25 protein-coding genes, 1 tRNA gene and 1 other RNA gene are annotated in these 24,444 nt (G+C 66.3%); 12 read left to right on the top strand and 15 right to left on the bottom strand.

From position 1 onward, the window contains the following. Nucleotides 1–14 precede the first annotated feature (14 nt). The 3 genes from DBZ45_RS19995 to DBZ45_RS19985 are packed head-to-tail and all read right to left on the bottom strand — an operon-like array spanning nt 15 to nt 3,252. Nucleotides 15–872, bottom strand: a complete 858-nt coding sequence (locus DBZ45_RS19995; protein WP_111905579.1) for a sugar phosphate isomerase/epimerase family protein — start codon at nt 870–872, stop codon at nt 15–17. Further along, nucleotides 869–2,083 (bottom strand): dihydrodipicolinate synthase family protein, encoded by a 1,215-nt coding sequence (locus tag DBZ45_RS19990; RefSeq protein WP_111905578.1) that lies wholly within the window; start codon nt 2,081–2,083, stop codon nt 869–871. Before DBZ45_RS19990 ends, DBZ45_RS19995 begins: the two co-directional genes overlap by 4 nt. Next, nucleotides 2,083–3,252 (bottom strand): Gfo/Idh/MocA family protein, encoded by a 1,170-nt coding sequence (locus DBZ45_RS19985; protein WP_111905577.1) that lies wholly within the window; start codon nt 3,250–3,252, stop codon nt 2,083–2,085. Before DBZ45_RS19985 ends, DBZ45_RS19990 begins: the two co-directional genes overlap by 1 nt. Nucleotides 3,253–3,427: 175 nt before the next feature. Here DBZ45_RS19985 and DBZ45_RS19980 point away from each other — a divergent pair, with 175 nt between their 5' ends. The 3 genes from DBZ45_RS19980 (at nt 3,428) to DBZ45_RS19970 (ending at nt 5,964) form a co-directional block, all read left to right on the top strand. After that, entirely contained in the window at nt 3,428–4,522 is a 1,095-nt protein-coding gene (locus DBZ45_RS19980) for a LacI family DNA-binding transcriptional regulator (RefSeq protein WP_111905576.1), read from the top strand. Nucleotides 4,523–4,597: 75 nt separating this feature from the next. Continuing rightward, a complete protein-coding gene (locus DBZ45_RS19975) occupies nt 4,598–5,206 on the top strand; it encodes a GNAT family N-acetyltransferase (RefSeq protein WP_111905575.1) in 609 nt (202 codons plus the stop codon). A 71-nt stretch (nt 5,207–5,277) separates the two neighbouring features. After that, on the top strand, nt 5,278–5,964 hold the full coding sequence (locus DBZ45_RS19970) for a DNA alkylation repair protein (RefSeq protein ID WP_111905574.1): 687 nt from the start codon (nt 5,278–5,280) through the stop codon (nt 5,962–5,964). Here DBZ45_RS19970 and mptB read toward each other — a convergent pair. Further along, on the bottom strand, nt 5,957–7,513 hold the full coding sequence (mptB, locus tag DBZ45_RS19965) for a polyprenol phosphomannose-dependent alpha 1,6 mannosyltransferase MptB (RefSeq protein WP_190243208.1): 1,557 nt from the start codon (nt 7,511–7,513) through the stop codon (nt 5,957–5,959). The genes DBZ45_RS19970 and mptB overlap by 8 nt on opposite strands. Nucleotides 7,514–7,739: 226 nt before the next feature. Here mptB and orn point away from each other — a divergent pair, with 226 nt between their 5' ends. From orn to def, 3 genes are all read left to right on the top strand, one after another. Further along, nucleotides 7,740–8,411, top strand: coding sequence for an oligoribonuclease (orn, locus tag DBZ45_RS19960; RefSeq protein WP_111905572.1), 672 nt, complete (start codon nt 7,740–7,742; stop codon nt 8,409–8,411). 130 nt (nt 8,412–8,541) lie between these two features. Beyond that, a tRNA-His gene (locus DBZ45_RS19955) sits at nt 8,542–8,614 on the top strand. Nucleotides 8,615–8,757: 143 nt separating this feature from the next. Further along, entirely contained in the window at nt 8,758–9,330 is a 573-nt protein-coding gene (gene def, locus DBZ45_RS19950) for a peptide deformylase (protein WP_111905571.1), read from the top strand. A gap of 29 nt (nt 9,331–9,359) precedes the next feature. On the opposite strand, the gene DBZ45_RS19945 is transcribed toward def, so the two are convergent. From DBZ45_RS19945 to rnpB, 5 genes are all read right to left on the bottom strand, one after another. After that, on the bottom strand, nt 9,360–10,157 hold the full coding sequence (locus tag DBZ45_RS19945) for an HNH endonuclease family protein (protein WP_111905570.1): 798 nt from the start codon (nt 10,155–10,157) through the stop codon (nt 9,360–9,362). 130 nt (nt 10,158–10,287) lie between these two features. After that, nucleotides 10,288–10,497 carry a TolC family protein gene (locus DBZ45_RS19940; protein ID WP_111905569.1) on the bottom strand — a complete coding sequence of 70 codons (210 nt, stop codon included), beginning with the start codon at nt 10,495–10,497 and terminating at the stop codon, nt 10,288–10,290. Nucleotides 10,498–10,612: 115 nt separating this feature from the next. Next, a complete protein-coding gene (locus DBZ45_RS19935; protein ID WP_111905568.1) occupies nt 10,613–12,106 on the bottom strand; it encodes a glyceraldehyde-3-phosphate dehydrogenase in 1,494 nt (497 codons plus the stop codon). Between the two features lie 255 nt (nt 12,107–12,361). Beyond that, on the bottom strand, nt 12,362–12,748 hold the full coding sequence (locus DBZ45_RS19930) for a hypothetical protein (RefSeq protein ID WP_146617544.1): 387 nt from the start codon (nt 12,746–12,748) through the stop codon (nt 12,362–12,364). Between the two features lie 30 nt (nt 12,749–12,778). After that, an RNA gene (gene rnpB, locus DBZ45_RS19925) (RNase P RNA component class A) lies at nt 12,779–13,170 on the bottom strand. A gap of 271 nt (nt 13,171–13,441) precedes the next feature. Here rnpB and DBZ45_RS19920 point away from each other — a divergent pair. Both DBZ45_RS19920 and DBZ45_RS19915 read left to right on the top strand, forming a co-directional pair. Further along, on the top strand, nt 13,442–14,158 hold the full coding sequence (locus DBZ45_RS19920) for an alpha/beta hydrolase (RefSeq protein ID WP_223257183.1): 717 nt from the start codon (nt 13,442–13,444) through the stop codon (nt 14,156–14,158). Between the two features lie 32 nt (nt 14,159–14,190). Next, nucleotides 14,191–14,955 carry a YaaA family protein gene (locus DBZ45_RS19915; protein ID WP_111905565.1) on the top strand — a complete coding sequence of 255 codons (765 nt, stop codon included), beginning with the start codon at nt 14,191–14,193 and terminating at the stop codon, nt 14,953–14,955. 65 nt (nt 14,956–15,020) lie between these two features. Here the strand turns inward: DBZ45_RS19915 and DBZ45_RS19910 are convergent, their stop codons facing one another. Both DBZ45_RS19910 and DBZ45_RS19905 read right to left on the bottom strand, forming a co-directional pair. Then, entirely contained in the window at nt 15,021–15,758 is a 738-nt protein-coding gene (locus tag DBZ45_RS19910; protein ID WP_111905564.1) for a zinc ribbon domain-containing protein, read from the bottom strand. A gap of 181 nt (nt 15,759–15,939) precedes the next feature. After that, nucleotides 15,940–16,842 (bottom strand): Nif3-like dinuclear metal center hexameric protein, encoded by a 903-nt coding sequence (locus DBZ45_RS19905; RefSeq protein WP_111905563.1) that lies wholly within the window; start codon nt 16,840–16,842, stop codon nt 15,940–15,942. A 115-nt stretch (nt 16,843–16,957) separates the two neighbouring features. On the opposite strand from DBZ45_RS19905, the gene msrA reads away from it, so the two are divergent. From msrA to epsC, 3 genes are all read left to right on the top strand, one after another. Further along, entirely contained in the window at nt 16,958–17,482 is a 525-nt protein-coding gene (gene msrA / locus DBZ45_RS19900) for a peptide-methionine (S)-S-oxide reductase MsrA (protein ID WP_111905562.1), read from the top strand. Between the two features lie 67 nt (nt 17,483–17,549). Further along, a complete protein-coding gene (gene cysK / locus DBZ45_RS19895) occupies nt 17,550–18,485 on the top strand; it encodes a cysteine synthase A (protein WP_111905561.1) in 936 nt (311 codons plus the stop codon). A gap of 41 nt (nt 18,486–18,526) precedes the next feature. Beyond that, nucleotides 18,527–19,111 carry a serine O-acetyltransferase EpsC gene (gene epsC / locus DBZ45_RS19890; protein WP_111905560.1) on the top strand — a complete coding sequence of 195 codons (585 nt, stop codon included), beginning with the start codon at nt 18,527–18,529 and terminating at the stop codon, nt 19,109–19,111. Between the two features lie 49 nt (nt 19,112–19,160). Here epsC and DBZ45_RS19885 read toward each other — a convergent pair whose 3' ends face one another. Then, on the bottom strand, nt 19,161–19,994 hold the full coding sequence (locus DBZ45_RS19885; protein WP_111905559.1) for an oxidoreductase: 834 nt from the start codon (nt 19,992–19,994) through the stop codon (nt 19,161–19,163). Nucleotides 19,995–20,142: 148 nt separating this feature from the next. Then, nucleotides 20,143–21,579 (bottom strand): NADP-dependent phosphogluconate dehydrogenase, encoded by a 1,437-nt coding sequence (gene gndA / locus DBZ45_RS19880; protein ID WP_102972232.1) that lies wholly within the window; start codon nt 21,577–21,579, stop codon nt 20,143–20,145. Between the two features lie 241 nt (nt 21,580–21,820). On the opposite strand from gndA, the gene DBZ45_RS19875 reads away from it, so the two are divergent. Beyond that, nucleotides 21,821–22,561, top strand: a complete 741-nt coding sequence (locus DBZ45_RS19875; protein WP_111905558.1) for a FadR/GntR family transcriptional regulator — start codon at nt 21,821–21,823, stop codon at nt 22,559–22,561. Between the two features lie 6 nt (nt 22,562–22,567). Here the strand turns inward: DBZ45_RS19875 and DBZ45_RS19870 are convergent, their stop codons facing one another. Continuing rightward, the gene (locus tag DBZ45_RS19870; protein ID WP_111905557.1) at nt 22,568–23,671 is read right to left on the bottom strand and encodes an L-idonate 5-dehydrogenase; all 1,104 of its coding nucleotides are present in this window, start codon (nt 23,669–23,671) and stop codon (nt 22,568–22,570) included. Next, nucleotides 23,671–24,441, bottom strand: coding sequence for an SDR family oxidoreductase (locus DBZ45_RS19865; RefSeq protein ID WP_111904666.1), 771 nt, complete (start codon nt 24,439–24,441; stop codon nt 23,671–23,673). The genes DBZ45_RS19870 and DBZ45_RS19865 overlap by 1 nt, the downstream gene beginning before the upstream one ends. Nucleotides 24,442–24,444 lie beyond the last annotated feature (3 nt).

Raw genomic sequence — 24,444 nt, 5'->3', positions numbered from 1 at the left:
AAGTAAGGGCAGGTTCAGGCATAGGGCTGCACCAGTTCCGCGTAGCGCTCCTTCATCCTCCCCAGGACGTCGTCGCCGTCGGCGTCCCAGATCTCCTGGTTGAATATCTCCACTTCGATGTCGCCTGTATACCCAGCGTCCCGGACCCAGGTGCCGATCGTCGCGAAGTCAATCACGCCGTCGCCCATCATGCCGCGGGAAAGCAGCGCGTCCGCGGCGATCGGAAGGTTGAAGTCACACACCTGGTAAGAGGCGATCCGGTTCTCCCGGCCGGCGCGCTCGATCTGCGCTTTCAGGTCCGGATCCCACCAGACATGGAAGGTGTCGACGGCGACACCCACCGCCCGGGCGTCGTACGGCGCCGCCAGGTCCAGCGCCTGCCCCAGCGTGGAGATGAGCGCACGGTCGGCGGCGTACATCGGGTGCAGGGGTTCCAGCACCAGCCGGACGCCGTGTTCGACGGCGAATGGGACGAGGTCCTCGAGCCGGTCAGCCACACGCTGGCGGGCAGCCACGACGTCCTTCTCCCCCGGCGCCAGCCCCCCGACCACGAGGAACAGTTCTTGCGTATCGAGAGCAACGGCCTCCAGGATCGCGGCCCTGTTGTCCGCAAGCGCTGCCGCCTGCCCGCCGGCGTCCGGAGCGGTGAGGAACCCGCCGCGGCACAGCGAGGAAACCCGGAGCCCGGCGTCCTTGATCAGCTTCGCCGCCTTGTCCAGCCCGGCCTCGGCGACGATGTCCCGCCAGGGCCCGATGGCGGGGATGCCTGCACGGGCGCAGCCGTCGACAGCCTCGGCGAGCGTCCACTTCTTGGTGGTGGCGCTGTTGAGGGAAAGCCGTGAAAAGGGGGACGGTTCTGAATTGAAGGTCATACTCCCACTCCGTTGATTCGAAGGAAATCGGACATCCGGAAGGCTGCGAGCGCGGGGTCCTTCAGCAGCCCGGCTTCGTCGGCCAGTTCGAAGGTCTTCGCCAGGTGCACCACGGAACGGCCGGAGTGCAGGCCGCCGACCATCTGGAATCCGGGCTGCTTGCCGTTGAGCCAGGACAGGAAGGCGATTCCGGTCTTGTAGTAAAACGTGGGGGCACTGAAGATGTGCTTGCCCAGTTCGCGGGTGGAGTCCAGGATGGCACGCGCTTTGGCGGCATCTCCGGCGTCGTAGCTTTGCAGCGCCGCGGACGCAGCGGGATAGATTGCCGCAAAGATTCCCAGCAGTGCATCCGAGTGGAGGGTTCCGTCGCCGTCGATCAGCTCGGGGTAGTTGAAGTCGTCACCGGTGTAGAGGCGGACGCCCTCGGGGAGCGCCGCCCGCAGCGCGATCTCATGCGAGGCGTCCAGGAGCGAGACCTTGACGCCGTCCACCCTGTCCGCGTTCTCGCGGATGAGGGAAAGGAACGTCTCGGTGGCCTCGTCAACACTGTCCGAGCCCCAATAGCCGGCCAGCGCGGGATCGAACATGGTGCCGAGCCAGTGCAGGATGACGGGCTGCTCGGCTTCCTGGAGCAGCGTGGAGTAGACCCTCAGGTAGTCCTCGGGACCGGACGCCACCTGGGCCAGCGCCCTGGAGGCCATGAGGATCACCTTGGGTCCGGCCTCGCTCACGACGGCGACCTGCTCGCGGTAGGCGGCCAGGACAGCCTGCAGCCCGGCCGCGCCGGACGGCAGCGTGGCGAGGTCCAGCTGGTCAGTGCCCGCGCCGCAGGACACAAGGTCGCGAACGGTCATGCCCGCCGTGGCCGTGCCGCCGGCGGAGACCACGGAGGCCGCTTCCGCCCCTGTGCGCTTGATCAGCTGCTGCGTGGCGGGCCAGTCCAGACCCATGCCGCGCTGGGCGGTGTCCATCGCGTCGGCAACCCCGAGCCCGTAGGACCACAGCTCGTGCCGGTAGGCCAGGGTGGCGTCCCAATCGAGACGGGCCGGGGCGCCCGGGGTGTTGTCTGCGGCAACCTCGGGGATGACGTGTGCCGCCGCGTAGGCCCGGCGCGACGTCAGCGGCGCCGTCGGCTTGGCCCAGGTGGTGGCGGAGCGGAGGCGGTACTCCCGGGTCCCGCCTTCGGATGTGGGAAAGATGAGTGAAGTCATCAGAGCGTGATCTCCGGGATGTCGAGGGTGCGGCGTTCGTCGCTGGACTGCAGGCCAAGTTCGGCGAGCTGCACGCCGCGTGCGGCGGAAAGCAGCCCGAAGCGGTGCTCGCGGCCGGCGACGACGTCGCGCAGGAACTCTTCCCACTGCAGCTTGAAGCCGTTGTCCAGTTCGGCGTTGGCGGGGACTTCCTGCCACTGGCTGCGGAAGGATTCGGTGACTGGAAGGTCGGGGTTCCAGACCGGCTTCGGTGTGTGGGCCCGCTGCTGCGCTACGCACTTGTTCAGGCCGGCGACGGCAGATCCGTGCGTGCCGTCCACCTGGAACTCGACCAGCTCGTCACGGTAAACCCGGACAGCCCAGGAGGAGTTGATCTGGCCGATGACGTCGTCCCCGCCGGGGGTTTGCAGCTCGAAGATGCCGTAGGAGGCGTCGTCTGCCGTTGCCCTGTATTCCTTACCGGCCTCATCCCACCGCGTCGGGATGTGGGTGGCGGTCTTGGCGTTGACACTCGTGACCTTGCCGATGATGCCTTCGAGGACGTAGTTCCAGTGGCAGAACATGTCCGTGGTCATTCCGCCGCCGTCCTCCTTGCGGTAGTTCCAGGACGGGCGCTGGGCCGCCTGCACGTCGCCTTCGAAGACCCAGTAGCCGAATTCGCCGCGGATGGACAGGATCCGGCCGAAGAACCCTTCGTCCACGAGGCGGCGGAGCTTAACCAGGCCGGGCAGGTAAAGCTTGTCGTGCACGACGCCGGCGGTGACCCCGGCTTCCTTGCCGATGCGCGCCAGCTCGATGGCTTCCTCGAGCGTTTCCGCCGTCGGCTTCTCGGTGAAGATGTGCTTGCCGGCCTGCATGGCCTTCTCCAGGGTTGCGGCCCGCAGGCTGGTCATGGAGGCGTCGAAGACGACATCGACAGTGGGATCGTTGATCACGCCGTCGAGGTCGGTGGTCCACTCCGAAATTTTGTGGAGCTCTGCCAGTTCACGGATCTTGGCCTCGTTGCGGCCGACGAGGATCGGCTCGACCTGGACTTTGGTGCCGTCCTCCAGGGTGAAGCCGCCTGCGTCGCGGATGGGGAGGATGGAGCGCAGCAGATGCTGGCGGTAGCCCATCCGGCCGGTAATGCCGTTCATGGCGATACGGATCGTCTTTGTTTCGAAGCCCATGAGTCCTCATTCATTCGAGATGGTTAGCAAAGCGGGAAAGCGCATTCCCACTGCTCCTATAGTGCAGCCACACAGTCAATATGGCAAGCGCTTTCCGCGAGTTCCCGTAACTGCGATAATGTGGGCATCAGCCGAATTTCCCGATGCCGGGGCCCGTTGAAGAGGAGTTTCGTCTGTGGCAGCAAGCACCCTGACCGAAGTAGCCCGCCTGGCGGGGGTCTCCCCTGCCACCGCCAGCCGTGTCCTGAACGGTTCCGCCAGGACCCCCGGCCCTGATATCGCTGAGCGGGTCCGGAAGGCTGCGGACTCCCTCGGCTACATCCCCAACGCCCAGGCACAGGGCCTCGCCAAGTCGAGCTCCGGCCTGATCGGACTCATCGTGCACGACATCGCGGACCCCTACTTCTCAGCCATCGCCCGCGGCGTCCAGACCGCGGCCCGGCACCAAAACAAGATGGTGCTGCTGGCCACCACGGCGGGCAGCCCCGCGGACGAGCGCGCGGCCGTGGCTGCGTTTGCGGCGCGCCGGGCGGACTCGATAGTGATCGCGGGATCGCGGTCTGCACGGACCGCCGACCAGCTGGGCAACGCCGAACTGGCGGCCGAGCTTGACCGCTACTGCCGCAACGGTGGCCAGGTGGGCGTTGTGGGACACGCCGTAGTGGGCGCCGAATCCGACGAGGGCTATCACGTGGTTGAGGTTCCCAACGAGGAGCTCGCCGCCGAACTCGCCCGGGAACTGGCCGCCTCACATGCCGGGGAGTTCGTGATCATAGCCGGTCCGGAGGGCCTCCTGACCTCCGACGACCGGGTGCGCGGCTTCCAGCGGGGCCTGGCGGACGCCGGGTTTTCGCCGGCAGATGTCCTGCACACGGGATTTGACCGCACGGGTGGTTACGAGGCGGGCTTGGAGCTCGCCGCACGCATCGGGGCGCACGGCGGCAACGGCGAGGGCGGTACTGAAGCCGCCGCACCGCCACGGCTCTGTATCTTCGCCGTCAACGACGTCATGGCGATCGGCGCCACTGCCGCGCTGCGCTCCAAGGGGCTGCGCGTCCCCCGTGACGCCGCCATCGCCGGCTTTGACGACATCGAAACCCTGCGCGACTTCCGGCCCGCCCTCTCCACCGTACGCCTGCCCCTGGAGGAGATCGGGAGGCTGGCAGTTCCCGCCGGGTCGGGCCACGCGGCGGCCGGCACCGTGGGCGTCAAGGGCGAGGTGACGCTGCGCCGGAGCACCGAGCGGGCCGGCGAACCCGCTTCTTCCTAGTCCCGGCAGCAAGGCAGGTCCGGCAACAGCCACAGTCCTGCAGCAGAACATTGCTGGCGGCAACGGAAGGCGGCCATGACAGACCATTCACAGGAGACAGCAGGCGGCATCACCACCGCGGCCGCCGAGTGGCCCGCCGTCGAGGAACTATTTGGCGTCCGCGGCGAACCGTCACGCTGCTGGTGCCGGTTCTTTGCCCTGCCGGGAGCCAGCTTTGCTGCCACGCCGCCTGCTGACCGCAAAGCACAGCTGAAAGACAAGTTCGACGGCGTCGGGCCGGCGCCGGGGGTCCTGGCCTACCGCGACGGCTCGGCAGTCGGCTGGTGCGCCGTGGAGCCGCGGGGGTGCTACCCGCGAATTCTCCGTTCCCAGGCGTTCAAGGCTGCCGGTCCCGCGGCCGCCGCCGACGGCGGCGGGAGCGTATGGTCGGTGAGCTGCTTCGTCGTCGCACCCGGCCACAGGCGCAGCGGCGTGGCAACGGCCCTGCTGGCTGCCGCCGTCGGCCACGCGCGCGCCAACGGGGCCGCCGTCGTCGAAGGGTATCCGGTGGATCCACGGGAACGGCCAAAGGCCGGTCCGTCGGATCTCTACCAGGGCACGCTGGCGCTGTTCCTGGCCGCCGGGTTTGAGGTGGTCAGTGACGCAGTTCCCGGGCGCAGGGTGGTGCGGCTGCGGGCCGGATGACAGGAGCACAAGGACCGTAGAGGCGGCGGCAACCGCTGCCTTGGCCTCCTTGGACCGGCTATGTTGGCAGCATGGCGAATGATGCGGTGCTGGCGCTGATCCGGGCCGAACTGCGGGCGGCGGCAGACCCCGTCCGCGGCGCCGCAGCGCAGGCCTACATGAAGTCCGCAACGCCGTCCCTCGGCGTCCGTGTGCCGGAGGTGCGCAAGGCAGCCAAGGCCGCGGCCGCTGCCCATCCGTTTGAGACCGCCGAGGACCTGCGGTCAACGGTGCTTGTCCTGTGGCGTGAAGCCTGTTACCGCGAGGAACGCTACGCGGCGATCGACCTGACCGGGCTGCGGGCCGTCGCCGGAGACCCGCGGATGCTTCCGGTGTATGAGGAGATCATCCGGACCGGCTCGTCCTGGGACTATGTCGACGGCGTGGCCCACCGGATCGGCACACTGCTCCGGGCGCACCGGGACGAACTCACCCACGTACTGCTCCAGTGGAGCGCCGATCGCGACTTCTGGATTCGCCGGGCGTCCATCACGGCCCAGCTGGGGGCAAAATTCCAGACGGACACCGCGCTGCTCTCTGCCGTCATCGAGGCCAACATGGCGGACAGGGAGTTCTTCATCCGCAAGGCCATCGGGTGGGCATTGCGTGAGTACGCCAAAACCGATCCCGAATGGGTCCGGGATTTCGTGACGCGGAACGGCACGTCACTCAGTCCGCTCTCGCGCAGGGAAGCCCTGAAAAACCTTCAGGTCAGATGACGGGGCGCGTCGTGACCGGCTGCTCCGCCTTGCTGAAAAGCAGCTTGGTGCTGCGGTCCAGGAAGATCAGGTACAGGGCAAACAGCAGGGCAATGATGGCGGCTGCGTTGCGGGCCAGCGCCAGGGCAAGGCCCAGGTCGCCGGTCTGCAGGTAGGGGAAGACTTCCAGCTGGTCGGAGATGGCATAGACCATGAAGAAGGACACGATGAAGTACAGGGCCTTGACCTGCCAGTCGTCGCGGATCCCCGTGACGGCAAACAGCGGGATCAGCCACACCACATACCAGGACTGGATCATGGGGGCGAGCACCACAACGGCCGCGAAGGCGAGGGTCAGGCGGCGCATGAGGCGGTCGTGTTCGCCCCGGAAAATCTGCCAGGCGACGATGCCCACGGCAAGCAGCTTGCCGGCGTCGTAAACCCATTTCGCCAGCCCCCAGCCGTCCAGGCTGAACGCGTTAAAAATGGAGGCGACCACCAGGCCAAGCAGCCCCACGGGGGCGTACCAGATCCAGACGCTGCCGGGCGCCGAGAGCCCGTTAATCCAGCCGAACCCGAAGCCGTTGACCAGGCTCATGGCGTAGAGCAGGGCGAGGCTGATTCCGGCGGTCAGGCCCCAGAACACGAACTTCCTGGGCCAGCTGGCCCTTTTGCCCGCCCAGAGCAACCCGATAAACGGAAGGAACACCACGGTGATCGGCTTCACGGCGATGGAGGCCGTGACGAGGACGAGGCCCAGGATGACGCGCCGCGTGGCGCAGTAGTAGAGGCCCGCGAGGGCCAGCCCGATCATCAGCGCATCATTGTGGACGCTGGCGATGAAGTTGGTCAGGAAGAGCGGGTTTGCCGCCGTCAGCCAGAGGGCACGGTGCGGATTGACGCCGTGCAGCTCGGCAAGCTTAGGCACGTAGATGATGCACAGCACCACACCCGCCAGCGCGGCGAGGCGGAACAGCATGATGCTGGCTTCCGGGTGAACGTTGGTGGACCAGACCACGAACTGTTCGATCCACAAAAACACCTGGCCGTAGGGAACCGGGGCCTCGGTCCACATCTTGTCCGCGCCCAGCTGGAAGTAGTTGGACAGCGCCGAGATGCCGTTCTCGTACGGGTTGAAGCCCTCCACCATCAGCCGGCCCTGGCCGATGTAGGCGTACACATCACGGCTGAACAGCGGGACGGTGAACATCATGGGAAGACCCCACGCGACGACGGCCTGCAGGGTGGCCTTCCGGGCTTCCCGGCCCCACACATGAACGTGCTGGCCAAGCCTGAGCCACGCCCGGACCAGCAGCATGCCGCCCACCGCAAGCAGCACGATGGACAGCCCGACGCCGAACGCCTCCGTGCGCATCCAGATGAACAGGGGCATCCGCCGCAGCTCCGAGACCGGAGCCAGCCAGCCGACGCCGAGCGACCCGATGAGCAGGAACATGGAACCGATGAAACCGGAGAGGATCGGCGAGCGTGGGTTGTCCACTTCCGGCCGGGCCGGCTCCGTGGAAGTGCCGATGGCCGTTTCCCCTATCGCAGGCACAGGCGCCGTCATCTCAGGATCGTCCAATCTCTTCTGCGCCTAACTCTTTTGCGCGTATCTCTTTTGGCATGCTGCCCCATCTGCAGCCAAGCTGCGCGGCCGGCCAAATCGGGCGGCCAGCCAAAACGGGCGACGCCGGGGGCGCGGCCGCCGCAATCAGGCGTTGCCACGTACCCGAAATATTAGCATCGGAGCGCCTCTCCAAGGCTTGCGGGCGGCTAAACGGTAGGCTGAACGGGTGCCTATTACTAACGAACGCATCGTCTGGATCGACTGCGAAATGACCGGCCTCGACAGCGTCAACGACGCCCTGATCGAGGTCGCGGCCCTGGTGACCGACTCCGAGCTCAACATCCTCGGAGACGGGGTGGACGTGGTGATCAAACCGGACGACGCCGCCCTCGCCCAGATGAACGACTTCGTCCGGGACATGCACACCCGGTCAGGCCTGCTGAACGAGCTTCCGGCCGGCAAAACCATGGCCGAGGCGGAGGCCCTGGTGCTGGACTACATCCGCAAGTGGGTGCCGGACCCCCGCAAGGCGCCCCTTGCCGGCAACTCGGTGGGAACGGACCGGGTCTTCCTTGCCAGGGACATGCCCTCGGTGGTGGAGCACCTGCACTACCGGATCATCGACGTCAGCACCATCAAGGAACTGGCCCGGCGCTGGTACGCGCGCGCCTACTTCCAGGCGCCGGCGAAGCTCGGCGGCCACCGCGCCCTCGGGGACATCAAGGATTCCATTGATGAACTCCGGTACTACCGGGAAGCCGTCTTCGTGCCCGCACCGGGACCGGACAGTGCCACTGCCCAGAAGATCTCCAAGCGCATCTCTGCGTCGCCCTCCGCCGTCGACCAGCAAACCACGGAAGGCGTTCTGCCGCCCGCAGCTCAGCAGTCCGGAAAGTAATCTGCGCCACGTTTGGGGAAAATTTTGCCGAAACAGCCAAAAGTGGCAAAAGCATCCCCAAACAGCAGGTAAGCTATTTGTCGTTGCCAATTCGGACGGCCGGGAAACCGGACAGTCTGCAGGGCACATGGTGGGCGTAGCTCAGTTGGCAGAGCGCCTGGTTGTGGTCCAGGAGGTCGCGGGTTCAACCCCCGTCGCTCACCCTCACCGAGGACGGCAGTTTCTTGCCGGCCAGCAACAAAGGCCGTACCGGTTTACCGGTGCGGCCTTTGTTTGTTTTCACCACTGCTGCTCGTTTTCACCACTGCCGGGTCCACCCCCGGCAAAGCGTCGAAGGATCCCTCACATGACCGTTCTGCCCATCACCATCTGGGGTGAGCCGGTGCTGCACCGCCGGGCTGCTGAAGTGGACGAGTTCGACGACGGGCTGCGCCAGCTGATTGCCGATATGTTCGAAACCAACGACAAGGCGAACGGTGTCGGTCTGGCCGCGCCGCAGGTCGGCGTGGGCAAGCGCATCTTCGTGTACAAGTACGAGAACGAGGACGGCGCTCCCCCGGCCGGCGTCGTGGTCAATCCTGTGCTGACCCTTTCCAAGGTGTCCGGGGCGCTGCCGGATCCGGACGAGGAAGTGGAGGGCTGCCTGTCCTTCCCCGGCGAGCAGTTTCCGCTCAAGCGCGCCGAGTGGGTGCGCGTCCAGGGCTTTGATGGGCTCGGCAATCCGGTGGATTTCGAGGCCACCGGCTGGTTTGCCCGCATCATCCAGCACGAATACGACCACCTTGACGGGAAGCTGTACGTCAACCGACTCATCGACAGGTATGCCCGCAAGGCGATGAAGCAAGCCAAGAAGAGCGGCTGGGGCGTACCCGGCCTGACCTGGATGCCGGGCGTTGACCCGGACCCGTTCGGCCACTGACACCGCCCCTGCTTGCTGCCTTTGCGGCCCTACTGCGGCACGACGGTCTGCTGCTGCGGGCATGAATCCAGCACGCGGGCCATGGCGTCCTTCTCCGGCTGGGTGACCCAGAGTCCATACGCCGCCTTCACCGAGATCTGCCGCGCCACGTAGTGGCACCGGAGGGTCTTGTTCTTCGGCAGCCAGGTGGCGGCGTCGGAGGCACTTTTCTCCTGGTTGGCGTCACCGTCCGCGGCAATGAGGTTGACCGGATCGTTGGCAAGGTTCTGCCGCTGCTGCAGCGTCAGCTGCTGGGCCCCCTTCTGCCAAGCGTCGCCGAGCGCGACGACGTGGTCGATCTGCACGGCCTTGCTGGAGTCTGCGCCGCGGACGAACCTGACCACCAGCCCCACGTACGGCTCATGCATGGTTCCGGCGGCAACCTTGCACTTTGACCCCTTGGTGAACTCAACGTCGTGAAGGTCCCGGCGCAGGATGTCGTTCCGCGTGTCGCAACCGTTGTGGTCTGCGTCCTGCCAGGCCTGGCCGAAGGCTGACCGGTCATAGTCGCTGGCGGATGCCCTGCCCTTCACTGCCAGGTTTTCCAGTACAGCGGCGGCGTTGCCCGGCGGCACCTGGTGCGGGGGCGTCACGGGCTTCATCCAGGCGGCATCGAACACCGGCGCCTCGCTGGGTCCGGACACGGCAGGCTCGGCGGCGATGAACTGGCCTGCCGTGAAAAACCACACGGTGGCGCCGACCACCGATACCGCCAGGGCACCGAGCACCACCCAGGCCTGCCGGGAGCGGCGCCGCGCACGCCGGTAACCGGCCCAGCTTACGCTCACAGGGGCCTCCGGGGGCGCCGGGTTTTGGCGGCAGGTTGTGGGTACACATCGAGAAGCCTAAGCGGAACCACCCGTCACTGTGCGGGTATCCACAGTGTGGAGGACAGGTGCCCTGTGGAGGGCGGGTCGCCTACTGCTCGCGCATGACCCGATGGAGATCGGTGTTGGCCAGATCCAGGAGCCGCTCAAGCTGGGCCACCCTGTCCTCGCCAATTTCCCCTGCCGCATGTGACGCGCGGGCCTCGTCGAGAAGCCTTTGGGCTTCTTTCTGGTTGGCCTTGGCGATGTCGAGGGCACGTTCCAGGGTTGTCTCATGCTGGAGTGTCGGGTTCTGTTCCATGACAGAAGTTTGCGCCGGATTTCCGCCTGATTCCAGAGAATTGCCCGGGAACTTCCCGGGAACGGGTCAGCCCCGCCGGCACAACTGTGCTGACGGGGCTGACGACGCGTTCCGGTTAGGCCGATGCTGCCACGGCCAGGACCGGGGCGGCGTCCTTTTCGGAGTCCTTGGCCGGGAAGGTCGGCGGGTTAACCCCGGCCATTTCCTCCATGACGCGGACCACTTGGCAGCTGTAGCCGAACTCGTTGTCGTACCACACGTAGACAACGAGGTTCTTGTCGTTGGCGATGGTGGCGAGGCCATCGACGATGCCTGCCCGGCGGGAGCCGACGAAGTCGGTGGAGACGACCTCAGGCGAGTCGATGTAGTCGATCTGCTTGCGCAGGTCGGAGTGCAGCGACATCTCGCGCAGGTAGTCGTTGACCTCGTCCTTGGTGGTACCGCGTTCCAGGTTCAGGTTCAGGACGGCCAAAGACACGTCCGGGGTGGGGACGCGGATGGAGCTGCCGCTGAGCTTGCCCTGCAGTTCGGGCAGCGCCTTGGCGACGGCCTTGGCGGCGCCGGTCTCGGTGATCACCATATTGAGGGCGGCGGAGCGTCCGCGGCGGTCGCCCTTGTGGAAGTTGTCGATCAGGTTCTGGTCGTTCGTGAACGAGTGGACGGTCTCCACGTGGCCGTGGATCACGCCGTACTTGTCGTTGAGGGCCTTCAGGACCGGGGTGATGGCGTTCGTGGTGCAGGAGGCTGCCGTCACGATTTTGTCCGACTCGGCGATGTCGCGGTGGTTGATGCCGTGGACGATGTTCTTCAGCTCGCCCTTGCCCGGCGCGGTCAGCAGGACCTTGGCCACGCCCTTGCTGAGCAGATGCTGGCCGAGGCCCTCGGAATCGCGCCAGCGGCCGGTGTTGTCTACCACCAGGGCGTTGTTGATGCCGTAGGCCGTGTAGTCGATGGTGGCCGGGTTGTCCGAGTAAATCACCTGGATCTGGACGCCGTTGGCCGTGATGGTGTTGGCATCGGTGTCCACCCGGATGGTTCCTTCGAAGGAACCGTGGACGGAGTCGCGGCGCAGCAGGCTGGCCCGCTTGGTCAGGTCGTTGTCGGAACCGCGCCGGACCACAATGGCGCGCAGGCGCAGGCCGTGGCCGCCGCCGGCCTTTTCGATCAGGAGGCGCGCCAGCAGGCGGCCGATGCGGCCGAAGCCGTAAAGCACGACGTCGGTGCTGGTGCGGTCGTCGCCGCCCCGCTTACCCACGATCTCAGCCAGTTCGGCGCGGAGGAATTCCTCCAGAGTCAGGTCCCCGCCGTCGGACTTGAACTTCTGGTTCAGGCGGGCAATGTCGATGGCAGCGGCACCCAGGTCCAGCTGTGCCAGCGTGTCCAGCAGCGGTGCCGTCTCCTCGAGGAGCAGCTCATCCTTGCTCATCCGGCGCGCAAAGCGGTGCGCCTTCAGGATGTTCATGGTGGACTTGTTGATCAGGCTGCGGCCGTGGATGGAGGTAACCACGTTGTTTTCACGGTACAGCCGGCCGATAACCGGGATCATGGCCTCGGCGAGCGCCTCTCGGCTCATCCACGTATCAAGACAAGAATCTGACGTCTGGCTCACAGAACTACCTTCCTTGGTTCAACCGGCTACGTCCTCGTAAACCGGATGGCGGCCACTGGAAGTTATCCAGGGCATGCTGGCACCGGCAGGGTTTCGGTCCACCCCGGATGCCGTTGGACGTGCAAAGAAATACCGCCGGCTGCGAACGCAGATCCGGCGGAAGAACCTCTACGTTCACCATCCATTCTAGGGCGGGCAGAGGGCTTCTTTTGCCCCTGGGCCCGTGAAATCACTCACACCACCGGACGGGCAGCATTACATCTCTCCGTACTGGAGGCGGCCAATGCTCCAGGCTGCCACGTTGCGGAGATCCACCCTCGTTGCGTTCAGGCGGATGGGGTTGCCGCCGGAGACCACTACCGGTTCAAGGAAATGGATGAACCTGACCTGGTCTTCCAGGCGCGGGTTGTTCCTGGCTTCCTGCGCGTCTTCGGCAACGCCTGCCCCGTACTCGCCTGATGCGCTGATCTGCGCTTTCTGGCGTCTGGACCACGCTTCCTCACTCACCACCGAGCCGGAGATAATCGTCCCGTCGACAATGACTGTGAGCTCGATCGTTCCATCCGGATCGAGGCTGCCGGGGCCAACGGTGGCCGCGAGCACGGCGTTCAGTCTCGGGTCGATGTCATCGGAGGACTGCACGGGCATCTACTTTCCGGACGCGGACTTAAGTGGATGGGTTGACCGATACGCCGGGTTCTGTGCTCCCCTGCCGTTGCCAGCACGGGAGTAGCGGCCATCCATCTACGAACGCCGTTGCCGACGCCCTCCAGCGGCCTACCCGGACACTCGGGCGGGCAGCCCTCAAACGTGTCCTGTCTGGCCTTGCTCCGGGTGGGGTTTACCTAGCCTTCCCGGTCACCCGGGAAGCTGGTGGTCTCTTACACCGCCGTTTCACCCTTACCTGCTTCGTGCCGCTTTCAAATCGGCGCGACGCAGGCGGTCTGTTTTCTGTGGCACTGGCCTGCGGGTTACCCCGAGTGGGCGTTACCCACCACCCTGCCCTGTGGAGCCCGGACGTTCCTCGAGCCACTTGCGTGACGCGCGGCCGCCTGGTCAACCCATCCGGAGTCCAGTTTACGGGCTTTCCTGCGGTGCCGGACACGCGCCGGTTCCGGGGTCTAAGATCGGGAAATGGACCAGCCGTCCTTCCCACGGCGACGCATGCTGCAGCTGGCAGGAATCGCTGCCGGCCTGACTGCAGCCGGCTCGTCAGCCTGCACGGCACCGCCTCCGCCGGTTCCCGGCCCCACAACGACCGTGGCCATCCGGCCTGGTCCCCCGTCCGCAGTATCCCCCTCCGCAGTGGCCCCTCCCAGATTGCCCCCGTCCACAGTGTTGACCCGGACGGGCGCTTTTCGCTCCCGATTCCGCCCGGCGGCCACCACGCACTGGTCCCTCGCGGTGCCGCTTCCGGAACAGGCCAGCCAGGTGCTGCCGGTGGCGGTCTTCCTGCACGGGCTGGGCGGCAGCAGCGAAGTTCTGCTGCGCGACCTCGTTGCGGACCAGGCCCTGCAGCACCACCTGGACGACGGCGGCCAGCCCTTTGGGATTGCTGCCGTTGACGGCGGCGACTCCTGGTGGCATGCCCGCGCCGACGGCAGCGACACGCAGTCGATGCTGGTGCTGGAGTTCCTGCCGTTCCTGGCCGAGCAGGGGTTCGACCTAGGACGGGTCGGCCTCTTCGGCACGTCGATGGGAGGGTTCGGCGCCCTGCTCCTGGCGTCTCGGGGCAGGGTGTCCGGACTTCGCGCCGTTGCGGCCATGAGCCCGGCCGTCTGGTCCAGCTACGGCGAGGGGATGCAGGGCGCCTTCGACGGCCCGGCTGATTTCGCGGCGAATAACGTCTTCGCGCTCCGTCCCCGGCTTGCAGCGATTTCCAAGCGGATCGACTGCGGCACTGAGGATGAACTGGCGCCGACGGTGCGCCAGTACCGTTCGGGACTTCCCGGCCGGGTGGAGGGAGGCTTTCAGCCCGGCGGCCACGACGGCCTGTACTGGCGGTCGATCCTCCCGGACGTGCTGGACTTCCTGGGCCGCCACCTGGACTAATCCCGCGCCCGACCGGCCGGTAAGATCGTACGGTGCTGATTCTGCTCCCCCCATCCGAAGGCAAGACTCCGGCCGTCCACGGTGACGCCATGGACTGGGCTTCGCTGAGTTTTCCCGTGCTCAACACCTACCGGGCCAAGGTGCTCGACGCGCTGGGGACAGTCAGTTCGCACGAGGACGCCCTCGCCTTGCTGGGCGTCGGCGCCTCGCTCAAGGACGACGTCGAACGCAACACCCGGCTCCACGCCGAACCGGCGGCGCCGGCGCACCAGGTGTATTCGGGGGTGCTGTACGACGCCCTGGGCTACAGGTCGATGACACCGGCACAGCGGCGCCGGGCGGACGACTCGGTGCTGGTCATCTCCGCGTTGTGGGGCGCCATCCGGTTCGCCGACTCCGTGCCCGCCTACCGGCTGTCAATGTCAACGGCACTGCCCGACGTCGGACGCCTCGCCTCATTCTGGAAACCGCAGCTTACCGACGCCCTGGGCGGAATTGCCGGCGGCCAGCTCCTGGTCGATTGCCGGTCCAGCACGTACGCCGCCGCTTGGACTCCGCCGCCGGCAGACACCGTGGCGGTCAACGTGTTCACTGAGGTGAACGGCGCGCGCAAGGTGGTCAGCCACTTCGCCAAGCACACCCGGGGCGAGCTGGCCCGGCACCTCCTAACCCGGCGGGGCAAGGCCCCGGCAACGCCGGAGCAGCTGCGGAAGGCCGCGGCCGAGAAGTGGCAGGCCGAACTGGTTCCGGGCACTGCGCGCAAGGCCCACGCCCTGAACATCATCCTGCCCAACTGACTGGCAATTGATGCCGTTTTGAGCGCTCAAAACGACATCTACTGCCAGTCAGTTGGGTGAGGCGGTCAGACCCACTCGCCGGAGCGCACCAGGATGCAGCCGGAGTCCGGGCAGAACACGATCTCGTCCTCGGCGGCGGCCTTGATCTCGGCCAGGTCGCCGGGGCTCAGCTGCATGCCCGACCCTTCGGACGTGCCGTGGAAGAGCCGCGCCGCGCCCACTCCGCGGCGGGCCAGCGTCTTCTCGTAGACCGCAAGCATGCCGGCGTCCAGCCCCGCGGCGAACTCTGCTCTTTGGCCGCGGACTACTGTCTCTTCAGCGTTGACCTCCGCTAGCTGCTCATCGAGCTCTGCACGGATCCCGCCGAATGAACCCTGGATATCGTCCACGATGCTCTGCTGGGCCGCCTGGCGTTCGCGCAGGACATCCAGGCGCTCGAGGACCTCGAGTTCCACGTCTTCCAGGTCTGAACGTCGCTTGTTGAGCGAAGCAATGTCCTTCTGCAGCGCGACGAGGTCCTTGGAGAGGCCGGTTCCGCTGTTGAGCTTTGCCTCGTCCCGTTCGATCCGGTTAGCCACCTGCTCCACGTCCGCCTCGGCCCGCTTCAGTTCCGCTTCGGCGTCGTGGACGGCGAGTTTCGCGGCGCCCAGCTCGCCGTTGGCAACGCTGAGGGCGGCCTCAAGATCGGTGATCCGGGGATCGGATTCAAGGGCACGGCGGCGGTTGGACAATGACTTCAGCCGGGCGTCCAGGCCCTGGAGCTCGAGCAACTTCAATTGTTCCGCCGGTGCTGCCTTGGCCACGTTTTACCTCCGCTTGATCCCATCCGGCTCCTGGCCGGCACCCCGTTGGGGGTTTTCTAGACTCTAGCGCCTAACGCGCTCCCCGGCCTCGCTACGCATCCCCACCGGCTCCCAAACCTCGCTGCGCTCGGTGCGGGCCCCTCGCCGGCGTGGGCCCTGCGATGGACTTCGCGCACCAGGCTTAGCCGGGAGTCAATATGAAGTCCCATGGATCGCTGTTGGTGGTGCTGACCCGTATTTCGACGTCGAGGCCCTGGTCCGCGAGCACGTTGCCCAGCGCTTCGGCCGCGGCCGGGAGCCACAGCCATTCGCTGGCGAAGTGCGAGACATCGATGAGGTACGGGCGGTCATTGACGGCAGCCTCCCTGGCTTCCGAGGCCGGGTGATGGCGGAGGTCAGCGGTGACGTACAGGTCTGCATTGCTGGCCCGGACCTCGTCAAAGAGGGAATCCCCGGCCCCGCCGCACACCGCAACCCGTTGCACAATCCCGTCCTTGTCCCCGGACACGCGCACCCCGCCCGCCACCGACGGGAGGATGCCGAAAACTCGTGCGGCGAAATCGCCCAGGGTCATGGACTCGCTCAAGTCCCCGACCCGCCCGATGCCTTCCTCCGGGAGGCCGTCGGCCGCGGGGGTCAGCGGCGACACGTTTTCAAGGCCCAGGGCGTCGGCCAGGACGTCGGAAACGCCGCCTACTGCTGAGTCGCCGTTGGTGTGGACCGTCAGCAGTGCCGTTCCGGATTCGATCAGCCGGTGGACAGCCCGGCCTTTGGGGGTGTTGGCGGCAACCGAGGTGACGCCCCTGAGGAGCAGCGGGTGATGGGTGATGAGCAACTCCGCGCCCCATTCGATGGCTTCGTCGATGACCTCGATGGTGGGATCCACGGCGAACATGACGCGCGTGACGTCAGCGGACGGATGGCCGGCCACGAGGCCCACCTCGTCCCACGACTCCGCCAGGGACTCCGGCCACAGTTCTTCCACGGCCAGCATGAGCTGCCCCAGGGTTGCAGCGGCGGGTGACTCCGCGGCGTCGGGAGCGTCTTCCGGTTCCGCTGCAACGTCACTGTTCACAGGTTCCATACTCATATTTTTACCCTACAGTCGGCTCTGGCCTCTGCCCGGTATATGACCCTAGGGTTCGCTGGGGAATCATTGGCGCCCGCGATCCATTAAAGAGGACATGAGTAAATTGGACATGAGAACTTTTGTGCTTGGCGGGGGCTGCTTCTGGTGCCTGGACGCCGTCTACCAGAAAACGAAGGGCGTCACGTCCGTGGTTTCGGGGTACACCGGCGGCCATGAGCGCCATCCGGATTACTACTCCGTTTGCTCCGGGACCACTGGACACGCGGAGGTGGTTGCCGTGACCTTCGATGAGAACGTCATTCCGGCCGAAGTCATCCTGGACATGTTCTTCGCCCTGCACGACCCCACCACCCTCAACCGGCAGGGGTACGACGTCGGCACGCAGTACCGCTCCTCGATGTTCTATGAGACCACCGAGGAGAAGATCCTCTTCGAGGAGGCGATCGAACGGAACCAGGCGCTGTGGTCCCGGCCGATTGTGACCGAGGTCAGCCGGCTCCCTGTGTTCTATCCGGCGGAGGACATTCACCAGGACTACTACGCCAAGTTCCCGGAGCAGGGGTATTGCCAGGTCATTATTAACCCGAAGCTGGCCAAGGCCCGGAAATATTACTCTGCATGGCTTAATGCGTAGCAGTGGCGATGACCCCCTCGTTAGGCTGACCAAAGTATTCCTCCCTGAGAGATAGGCGCAAGTACACATGGCACGGATCTACGACGACGTAACACAGCTGGTGGGCGGCACCCCGCTGGTCAAGCTCAACCGCCTGACGGAAGGCCTGGACGCCACCGTTGCGGTCAAGCTTGAGTTCTACAACCCGGCCAACAGCGTCAAGGACCGTATCGGCGTCGCCATCATCGACGCCGCTGAGAAGTCCGGCGCACTGAAGCCCGGCGGAACGATCGTCGAAGGCACCTCCGGCAACACCGGCATCGCCCTGGCCATGGTGGGCGCAGCCCGCGGCTACAAGGTCATCCTGACCATGCCGGAAACCATGTCCACCGAGCGCCGTGTGATGCTCCGTGCCTTCGGCGCCGAAATCGTGCTGACCCCGGGTTCCGAAGGCATGCGTGGCGCCGTGGAGAAGGCCCAGGAGATCGTCGCCAACACGGAGAACTCCATCTGGGCCCAGCAGTTCGCCAACGAGGCCAACCCGCAGATCCACCGTGAAACCACGGCCGAGGAAATCTGGGCCGACACCGACGGCAAGGTGGACATCTTTGTCTCCGGCATCGGCACCGGCGGGACCATCACCGGCGTCGGACAGGTCCTGAAGGAGCGCAAGCCGGACGTCCAGATCGTGGCCGTTGAACCCAAGGACTCCGCCATTTTGAACGGCGGTGCCCCCGGCCCGCACAAGATCCAGGGCCTCGGCGCTAACTTCATCCCGGAACTCCTGGACACCAACGTCTACGACGAGGTCCTCGACGCCACCCTGGAGGACTCCGTGGCTGTGGCCCGCGACCTCGGCATTAAGGAAGGCATCCTGGGTGGCATCTCCTCCGGCGCCATCGTGTGGGGCGCCCTCGAACTGGCCAAGCGCCCGGAAAACGCCGGCAAGCTGATCGTGGCGGTCGTCTGCGACTTCGGTGAGCGTTACATCTCCACCGTGCTCTATGACGATATCCGGGGCTAGACCTTAGCCACCCGCTTTCCGTTTCCTGTAGAAAGATCTTTGTGGGTTTCTTCGCAAGACTTAAGGAAGACCTCGACGCCGCCCGGTCCCATGACCCGGCGGCTCGAGGTTCTTTTGAGAACTTTTTCGCGTACTCCGGGCTTCACGCCATCTGGGCGCACCGCCTGACGCACAAGCTGTGGCAGGACCCGTCCACGCGGTTCCCCGCCCGGCTCATTTCGCAGCTGGCACGCTTCCTGACGGGCATCGAGATCCATCCGGGTGCCACGATCGGACGCCGCTTTTTCATTGACCACGGCATGGGCGTGGTCATCGGCGAAACGGCCGAGATCGGCGAGGACGTCATGATCTACCATGGCGTCACTCTCGGCGGCCGCTCCCTCGCGAAGGTCAAGCGCCACCCCACCATCGGGGACCGGGTGACCATCGGCGCCGGGGCCAAAGTCCTGGGGCCGATCACCATCGGCAACGACAGCGCCGTGGGGGCGAACGCCGTCGTGGTCAAGGACGCCCCGCCCGAGTCCATCATCACCGGCATCCCCGCGAGCTGGCGGCACCGCGACGCCCTGCGGGAAACCAAGCCGGCCGTGGACCCGGCCGAGTATTACATCGAATACCGGATCTGATCCTTAAGTTGGGGCTGGCTGCGTCAGGTGCTTTTAGGCGCTGGCCGGCTCAGCGGGCGATGCGTTTCAGCACCGCCGTCACCGCCAGGTCGTAGGCCCGGTCGGGCAGGAGCCGCCGCAGAGCCGTGATGGCAGCGGCGCCCCTGCCCACCGGGTAGCGGGTCCGGGGACGGGCGGCGATGGCAGCCCGCAGCACCGCTCCGGCGACGACGTGGGGCTGGGTGGACGTCGCAGGCCTCCCCGTGGACGCGAGCACGGCGGCCATCTCCCTTGCCTGCGCCGCGTACGGCCCGGCGCCCGAGCTGGCCAGCAGCCCCTCGGCCGCAATCCCGCCCCACTCGGTAACGGTGCTGGCGGGCTCGATGATGGACACGCTGATCCCGTGCGGCTTCAGTTCCAGCCGTAGCGCATCACTGAGCCCTTCCACGGCGAACTTGGTGGCGTGATACCAGGTGCCGAGCGGCTCATAGAACTTGCCTCCGATGGAGGAGATGTTGATGATTCTGCCCTGCCCCGCGGCGCGCATTGCGGGCAGGACCAGCTGCGTCATCCGCGCCAGGCCAAAGACGTTCACGTCGAACTGCCGGCGGCCTTCCGCGAGCTCCACCTCCTCCAGCGCACCGAAGGAGCCGAACCCGGCATTGTTCACCAACACGTCAATCCGGCCCTGCTCCCGGGTGACCGTGGCCACCAGGCTGTGCATGGACGCGTTATCCGTGACGTCCAGCGGCAGGACCCGTATTCCCTGCGCCTTGAGCGGTTCCATTCTGTCCACCCGCCTCGCTCCGGCGTAGACGATGAATCCGCTGGCGCTGAGGAGCTTCGCCGACTCGAAGCCGATGCCGGTGGAGGCTCCGGTGACAATCGCTACTGGCTGGGGCACTCGGCACTCCTCGGGATAAACCGGCGCCGTCGTGACAAAACGGCGGATCGTCATCGTCTGGAACGGCTGGTGCCGGACGCACGAACGGCCGGCACCTCCCAGAGTATCCGGGAGGGCCGGCCGTTCCTGCGTTATGCCGCGGGTGTGGCTAGTGGGTGTCCACTGCCTCGACCTCGGACTTGTCCTCGCCCCACAGCGTGTGGAAAGTACCCTCGGCGTCGACGCGGCCGTAGGTGTGCGCACCGAACAGGTCGCGCTGGCCCTGGATGACCGCGGCGGCGAGGCGCTTGCGGCGCAGGCCGTCGTAGTAGGCCAGCGAGGAGGAAAACACCGGAACCGGGATGCCGAGCTGCACGGCGGTGGCCACCACGCGGCGCCAGGCCGGGAGTGCTTCGGCGATGGCCTTGGTGAAGGCCGGGGCGAACAGCAGGTTGGCTGGCTTCTGCTCCGCGGCGTAGGCCTTGGTGATTTCCTTGAGCAGCTCTGCACGGATGATGCAGCCACCGCGCCACAGCGAGGCGATCTCGTCCAGCTTGAGGTCCCAGCCGTATTCCTTTGCGGAGGAAGTCAGCATGTCCAGGCCCTGGGCGTAGGAGACCAGCTTGGAGGCGTACAGCGCCTGGCGGACGTCCTCGACGAAGTTTTCGGGGATCTCGACGGCGATTTCCTCGCCGGCCAGCAGCTCCTGGCCGAGTTTGCGCTGCTCGGCCTGGGAGGACAGGGCGCGGGCGAAAACCGACTCGGCGATGCCTGAAACCGGTGAGCCCAGTTCGAGCGCGGAGATGACCGTCCAGCGGCCTGTGCCCTTCTGGCCGGCGGCGTCCACGACGACGTCGACGAACGGCTTGCCGGTCTTGGCATCCACGTGGCCGAGGACCTCGGCCGAGATTTCGATCAGGAAGGAAGCGAGCTCGCCCTTGTTCCAGTCGGCGAAGATCTTGGACTGTTCTGCGGGCTCGATGCCGGCGCCGGAGCGCAGGAGGTCAAAGGCCTCACCGATGACCTGCATGTCGGCGTATTCGATGCCGTTGTGGACCATCTTGACGAAGTGGCCGGCACCGTCGGTGCCGATCCAGGCGCAGCACGGCTGGCCGTCAACCTTGGCGGAGATCTTTTCCAGCAGCGGGCCGAGGGCGTCGTAGGACTCCTTCGAGCCGCCGGGCATGATGGACGGGCCGTTGAGGGCGCCTTCCTCACCGCCGGATACGCCTACGCCCACGAAGTGCAGGTCCTTCTCGGCCAGCGCGGATTCCCGGCGGCGGGTGTCCTCGTAGTGCGAGTTGCCGGCGTCGATCACGATGTCGCCCGGTTCCAGCAGGGGAACGAGCTGGTCGATGACGGCGTCAACCGGCTTGCCGGCCTTGACCATGATGAGCACGCGGCGCGGCTTCTCCAGGGAGTCCACCAGCTCCTGCAGCGTTTCGGTGCGCACGAAGTCGCCGTCCGTGCCGTGCTTTTCGAGGAGGGCGTCGGTCTTCTCAACCGAGCGGTTGTGCAGGGCAACGGTGAAGCCGTTGCGGGCCAGGTTGCGGGCGAGGTTGGCCCCCATCACCGCGAGGCCGGTGACACCGATGTGTGCTGACATCAAAAACTCCAATTCAGTGTGTGCAACGTATGTGCATTGCGTCCCGCGATGCTGCGGAACACGCTTTTAGAAAAGTCGGCTGTGAATAAAGCATATATATTCGGGGGCGAGTGCGAAAGCGGGTGACCACTCCTTGGACGCCAGCCGTGCCATAAAGAGTCTATGACGTGCCTCTCCGGCAGTGTCCAGACTCATCCGGGTGCGGGGAACAAAGCCTCCCGGCCCGATTATGCTTACGACTATGTCAACCAGCCTCCACCACCGTGCCGTCGAGCACCTGGGTACCAGAATCGTCGACGGCAGCCTCCCGCCAGGGCATGTGATGCTGGCGGAGCAGCTGGAGGACGAACTGCAGGTGTCCCGGTCCGTGATCCGGGAAGCTGTCCGCGTGCTGCAGTCGCTTGGCCTGGTGGAGACCACCAAGCGGGTGGGCATCAAGGTCCTGCCGGCGCACCGCTGGAACCCGTTCGATCCGCTCGTGATCCGCTGGCGGCTGGCCGGAGAAGGGCGCGGGGCCCAGCTGCGGTCCCTCGCGGAACTCCGCTCCGCCGTCGAGCCCGTGGCCGCCGAACTCGCTGCTGTCAACGCACCGCAGGAGCTGCGGCAGGAACTGCTCGACGTGGCCCTGGCAATGCGCGACGCCGGCCAGGCCGGCGACGTGCCGCGCTTCCTGGAACTGGACATACAGTTCCACTCCCTGCTCCTCAGCGGCTCCGGCAACGAGATGTTTGCCAACCTCGTGGGCCAAGTGGCCGAAACCCTGACCGGCCGCACGGTGCACGGCCTCATGCCCGACCGGCCCCGGGACCTCACGCTGCAGTGGCATCTGGATGTGGCCGAAGCCATCTTTGGGGGCAACGCAGCGGAGGCCCGCGAGGCGTCGAGCAGGATCATGCGCCGCACCATCTCGGAAATGGAGCCTGTCTGGGTGGAGCAGCCGAGGGTTTTCGTTCCGCTGCAGCGGCGGACGCAGTCCGCCTAATCCCTCCTAGCCGGCGAAGTTGAGGAGGACTTTGCCGGATTGGGCGGAGTTGCGGGCGATGTCGAAGGCTTCGAGGGCGTCGGTGACGGGGTAGTCGTGGGTGATGACGGGCCCGATGGTGAGGGTGCCGTCGGTGAGGGCGGTGATGACCTCGTCGATTTCGTCGTTGAACCGGAAGGAGCCTTTGAGGTCCAGTTCGCGGGTGATGGCCAGGGAGATCAGGACCGGCTGCGGGCCGGTGGGCAGCAGCCCGACCATGACCACGGTCCCGCCCCGGGCGGCGCCCTGGATCGCGGAGGCCAGGCCGTGGTGGTTCCCGGAGGATTCGATCACGACGTCGGCCTGCACCCTGGCGATCGCCTCACCATCGGCGGCGTTCAGGGTCTCGTCCGCGCCCACCGCCGTGGCGATCTCCAGGGGTTTGGCGTGCATGTCCACCGCGACGATCCGGGCAGCGCCGGCACGTTTGAGGACCGCGACCACCAACGCCCCGATCGGGCCAGACCCGATCACGAGCGCGGTCTTGCCGGCCACGTCCCCCGCCCGTGCGACCGCGTGCCAGGCCACACTGGCCGGTTCGATCAGGGCCGCGGTGCGCAGGTCCAGGGTTTCGGGCAGGGCCCGGAGCATCCTCACCGGCAGGTTCACGTACCGGCTGAACGCCCCGTCAGTGTGCGGGAACCGCGCCGCAGAGCCCAGGTACGTGCACCCCGGTGACAGGTTCGGCCGGTCCGCCGGGTACCTTGGCGCGTCCGGGCCCGTCCCGGGGCCCGGGGTGGCCGGGTGCACCGCCACCGGGGTCCCGGCGGCCGGGCCGGAACCGTCCGCGGCAGCCCTGACCACCCGGCCGCTGATCTCATGGCCCAGCACCAAAGGCGCCTTCAGGATCGACTCCCCCGCCGCGCCGTGCAGCCAGTAATGCAGGTCCGACCCGCAAATCCCCCCATACAGCACCTCGATCACGGCCTCGTCCGGGGCCGGGGCCGTCAGCGGGACATCATCGATCCGCAGATCCCCCTTCGCATGCGCGACCACCGCCGGACCCGACACCGGCAGTTCCGTTGCCGCTGCTGCCGTTGTTTCTGCTGAAGATTCTGTTGTGTGTGTCATCAGACCACCACCGTCATTCCGCCGTCGATAAAGATTGTCTGCCCGTTCACGAAATCAGACCCGCTGGAGGCCAGCCACACCGCCGGGCCGGCCAAATCCTGCACCGTGCCCCACCGCGCCGCCGGGGTCCGGCCCAGGATCCAGGCATTGAACTGCTCATCGTCCACCAGGTTCTGCGTCATCTCGGTATGGATATACCCCGGCGCGATCCCGTTGATCTGCAGCCCCGCACCAGCCCACTCCGCGGTCATCGCCCGGGTCAGGTTCCGCAACCCGCCCTTCGCCGCCACATACGGGGCGATCGTGGGCCGGGCCAGGTCCGTCTGCACCGAACAGATGTTAATGATCTTCCCGTGACCCCTCGGAATCATGTGCCGGGCCGCCTCCCGGCCCACCAGGAAGGCGCTGGTCAGGTCCGTGGAGATCACCCGCTCCCAGTCCTTCACGTCCAGCTCCAGCATCGGCACCCGGTGCTGGATCCCGGCGTTGTTCACCAGGACCTCCAGCGGCCCCACATGCTCCTCGACCCAGGCCACCCCGGCCGCGGCCGCCGAATCGTCCGTGACATCAAACGCCACACCGTGCACCCGGCCCGGCGCGTACTCAGCCGCCATCACCGCCTCCGCAGCCTTCAACCGCTCCGGATTCACCCCGTTCAACACCACCGTCGCACCCGCATCAGCCAACGCCCGAGCCAACGCATTACCAATCCCCCGGCTCGAACCAGTCACCAAAGCAACCCGCCCGGTCAAATCAAAAAGTGAAGTCATGAA

It is taken from the genome of Arthrobacter globiformis (assembly GCF_003261175.1).
GTDB lineage: Bacteria > Actinomycetota > Actinomycetes > Actinomycetales > Micrococcaceae > Arthrobacter > Arthrobacter globiformis_A.
Note: the sequence above shows the minus strand (reverse complement) of the source record. Positions and strands in the feature narration are given on the sequence as shown.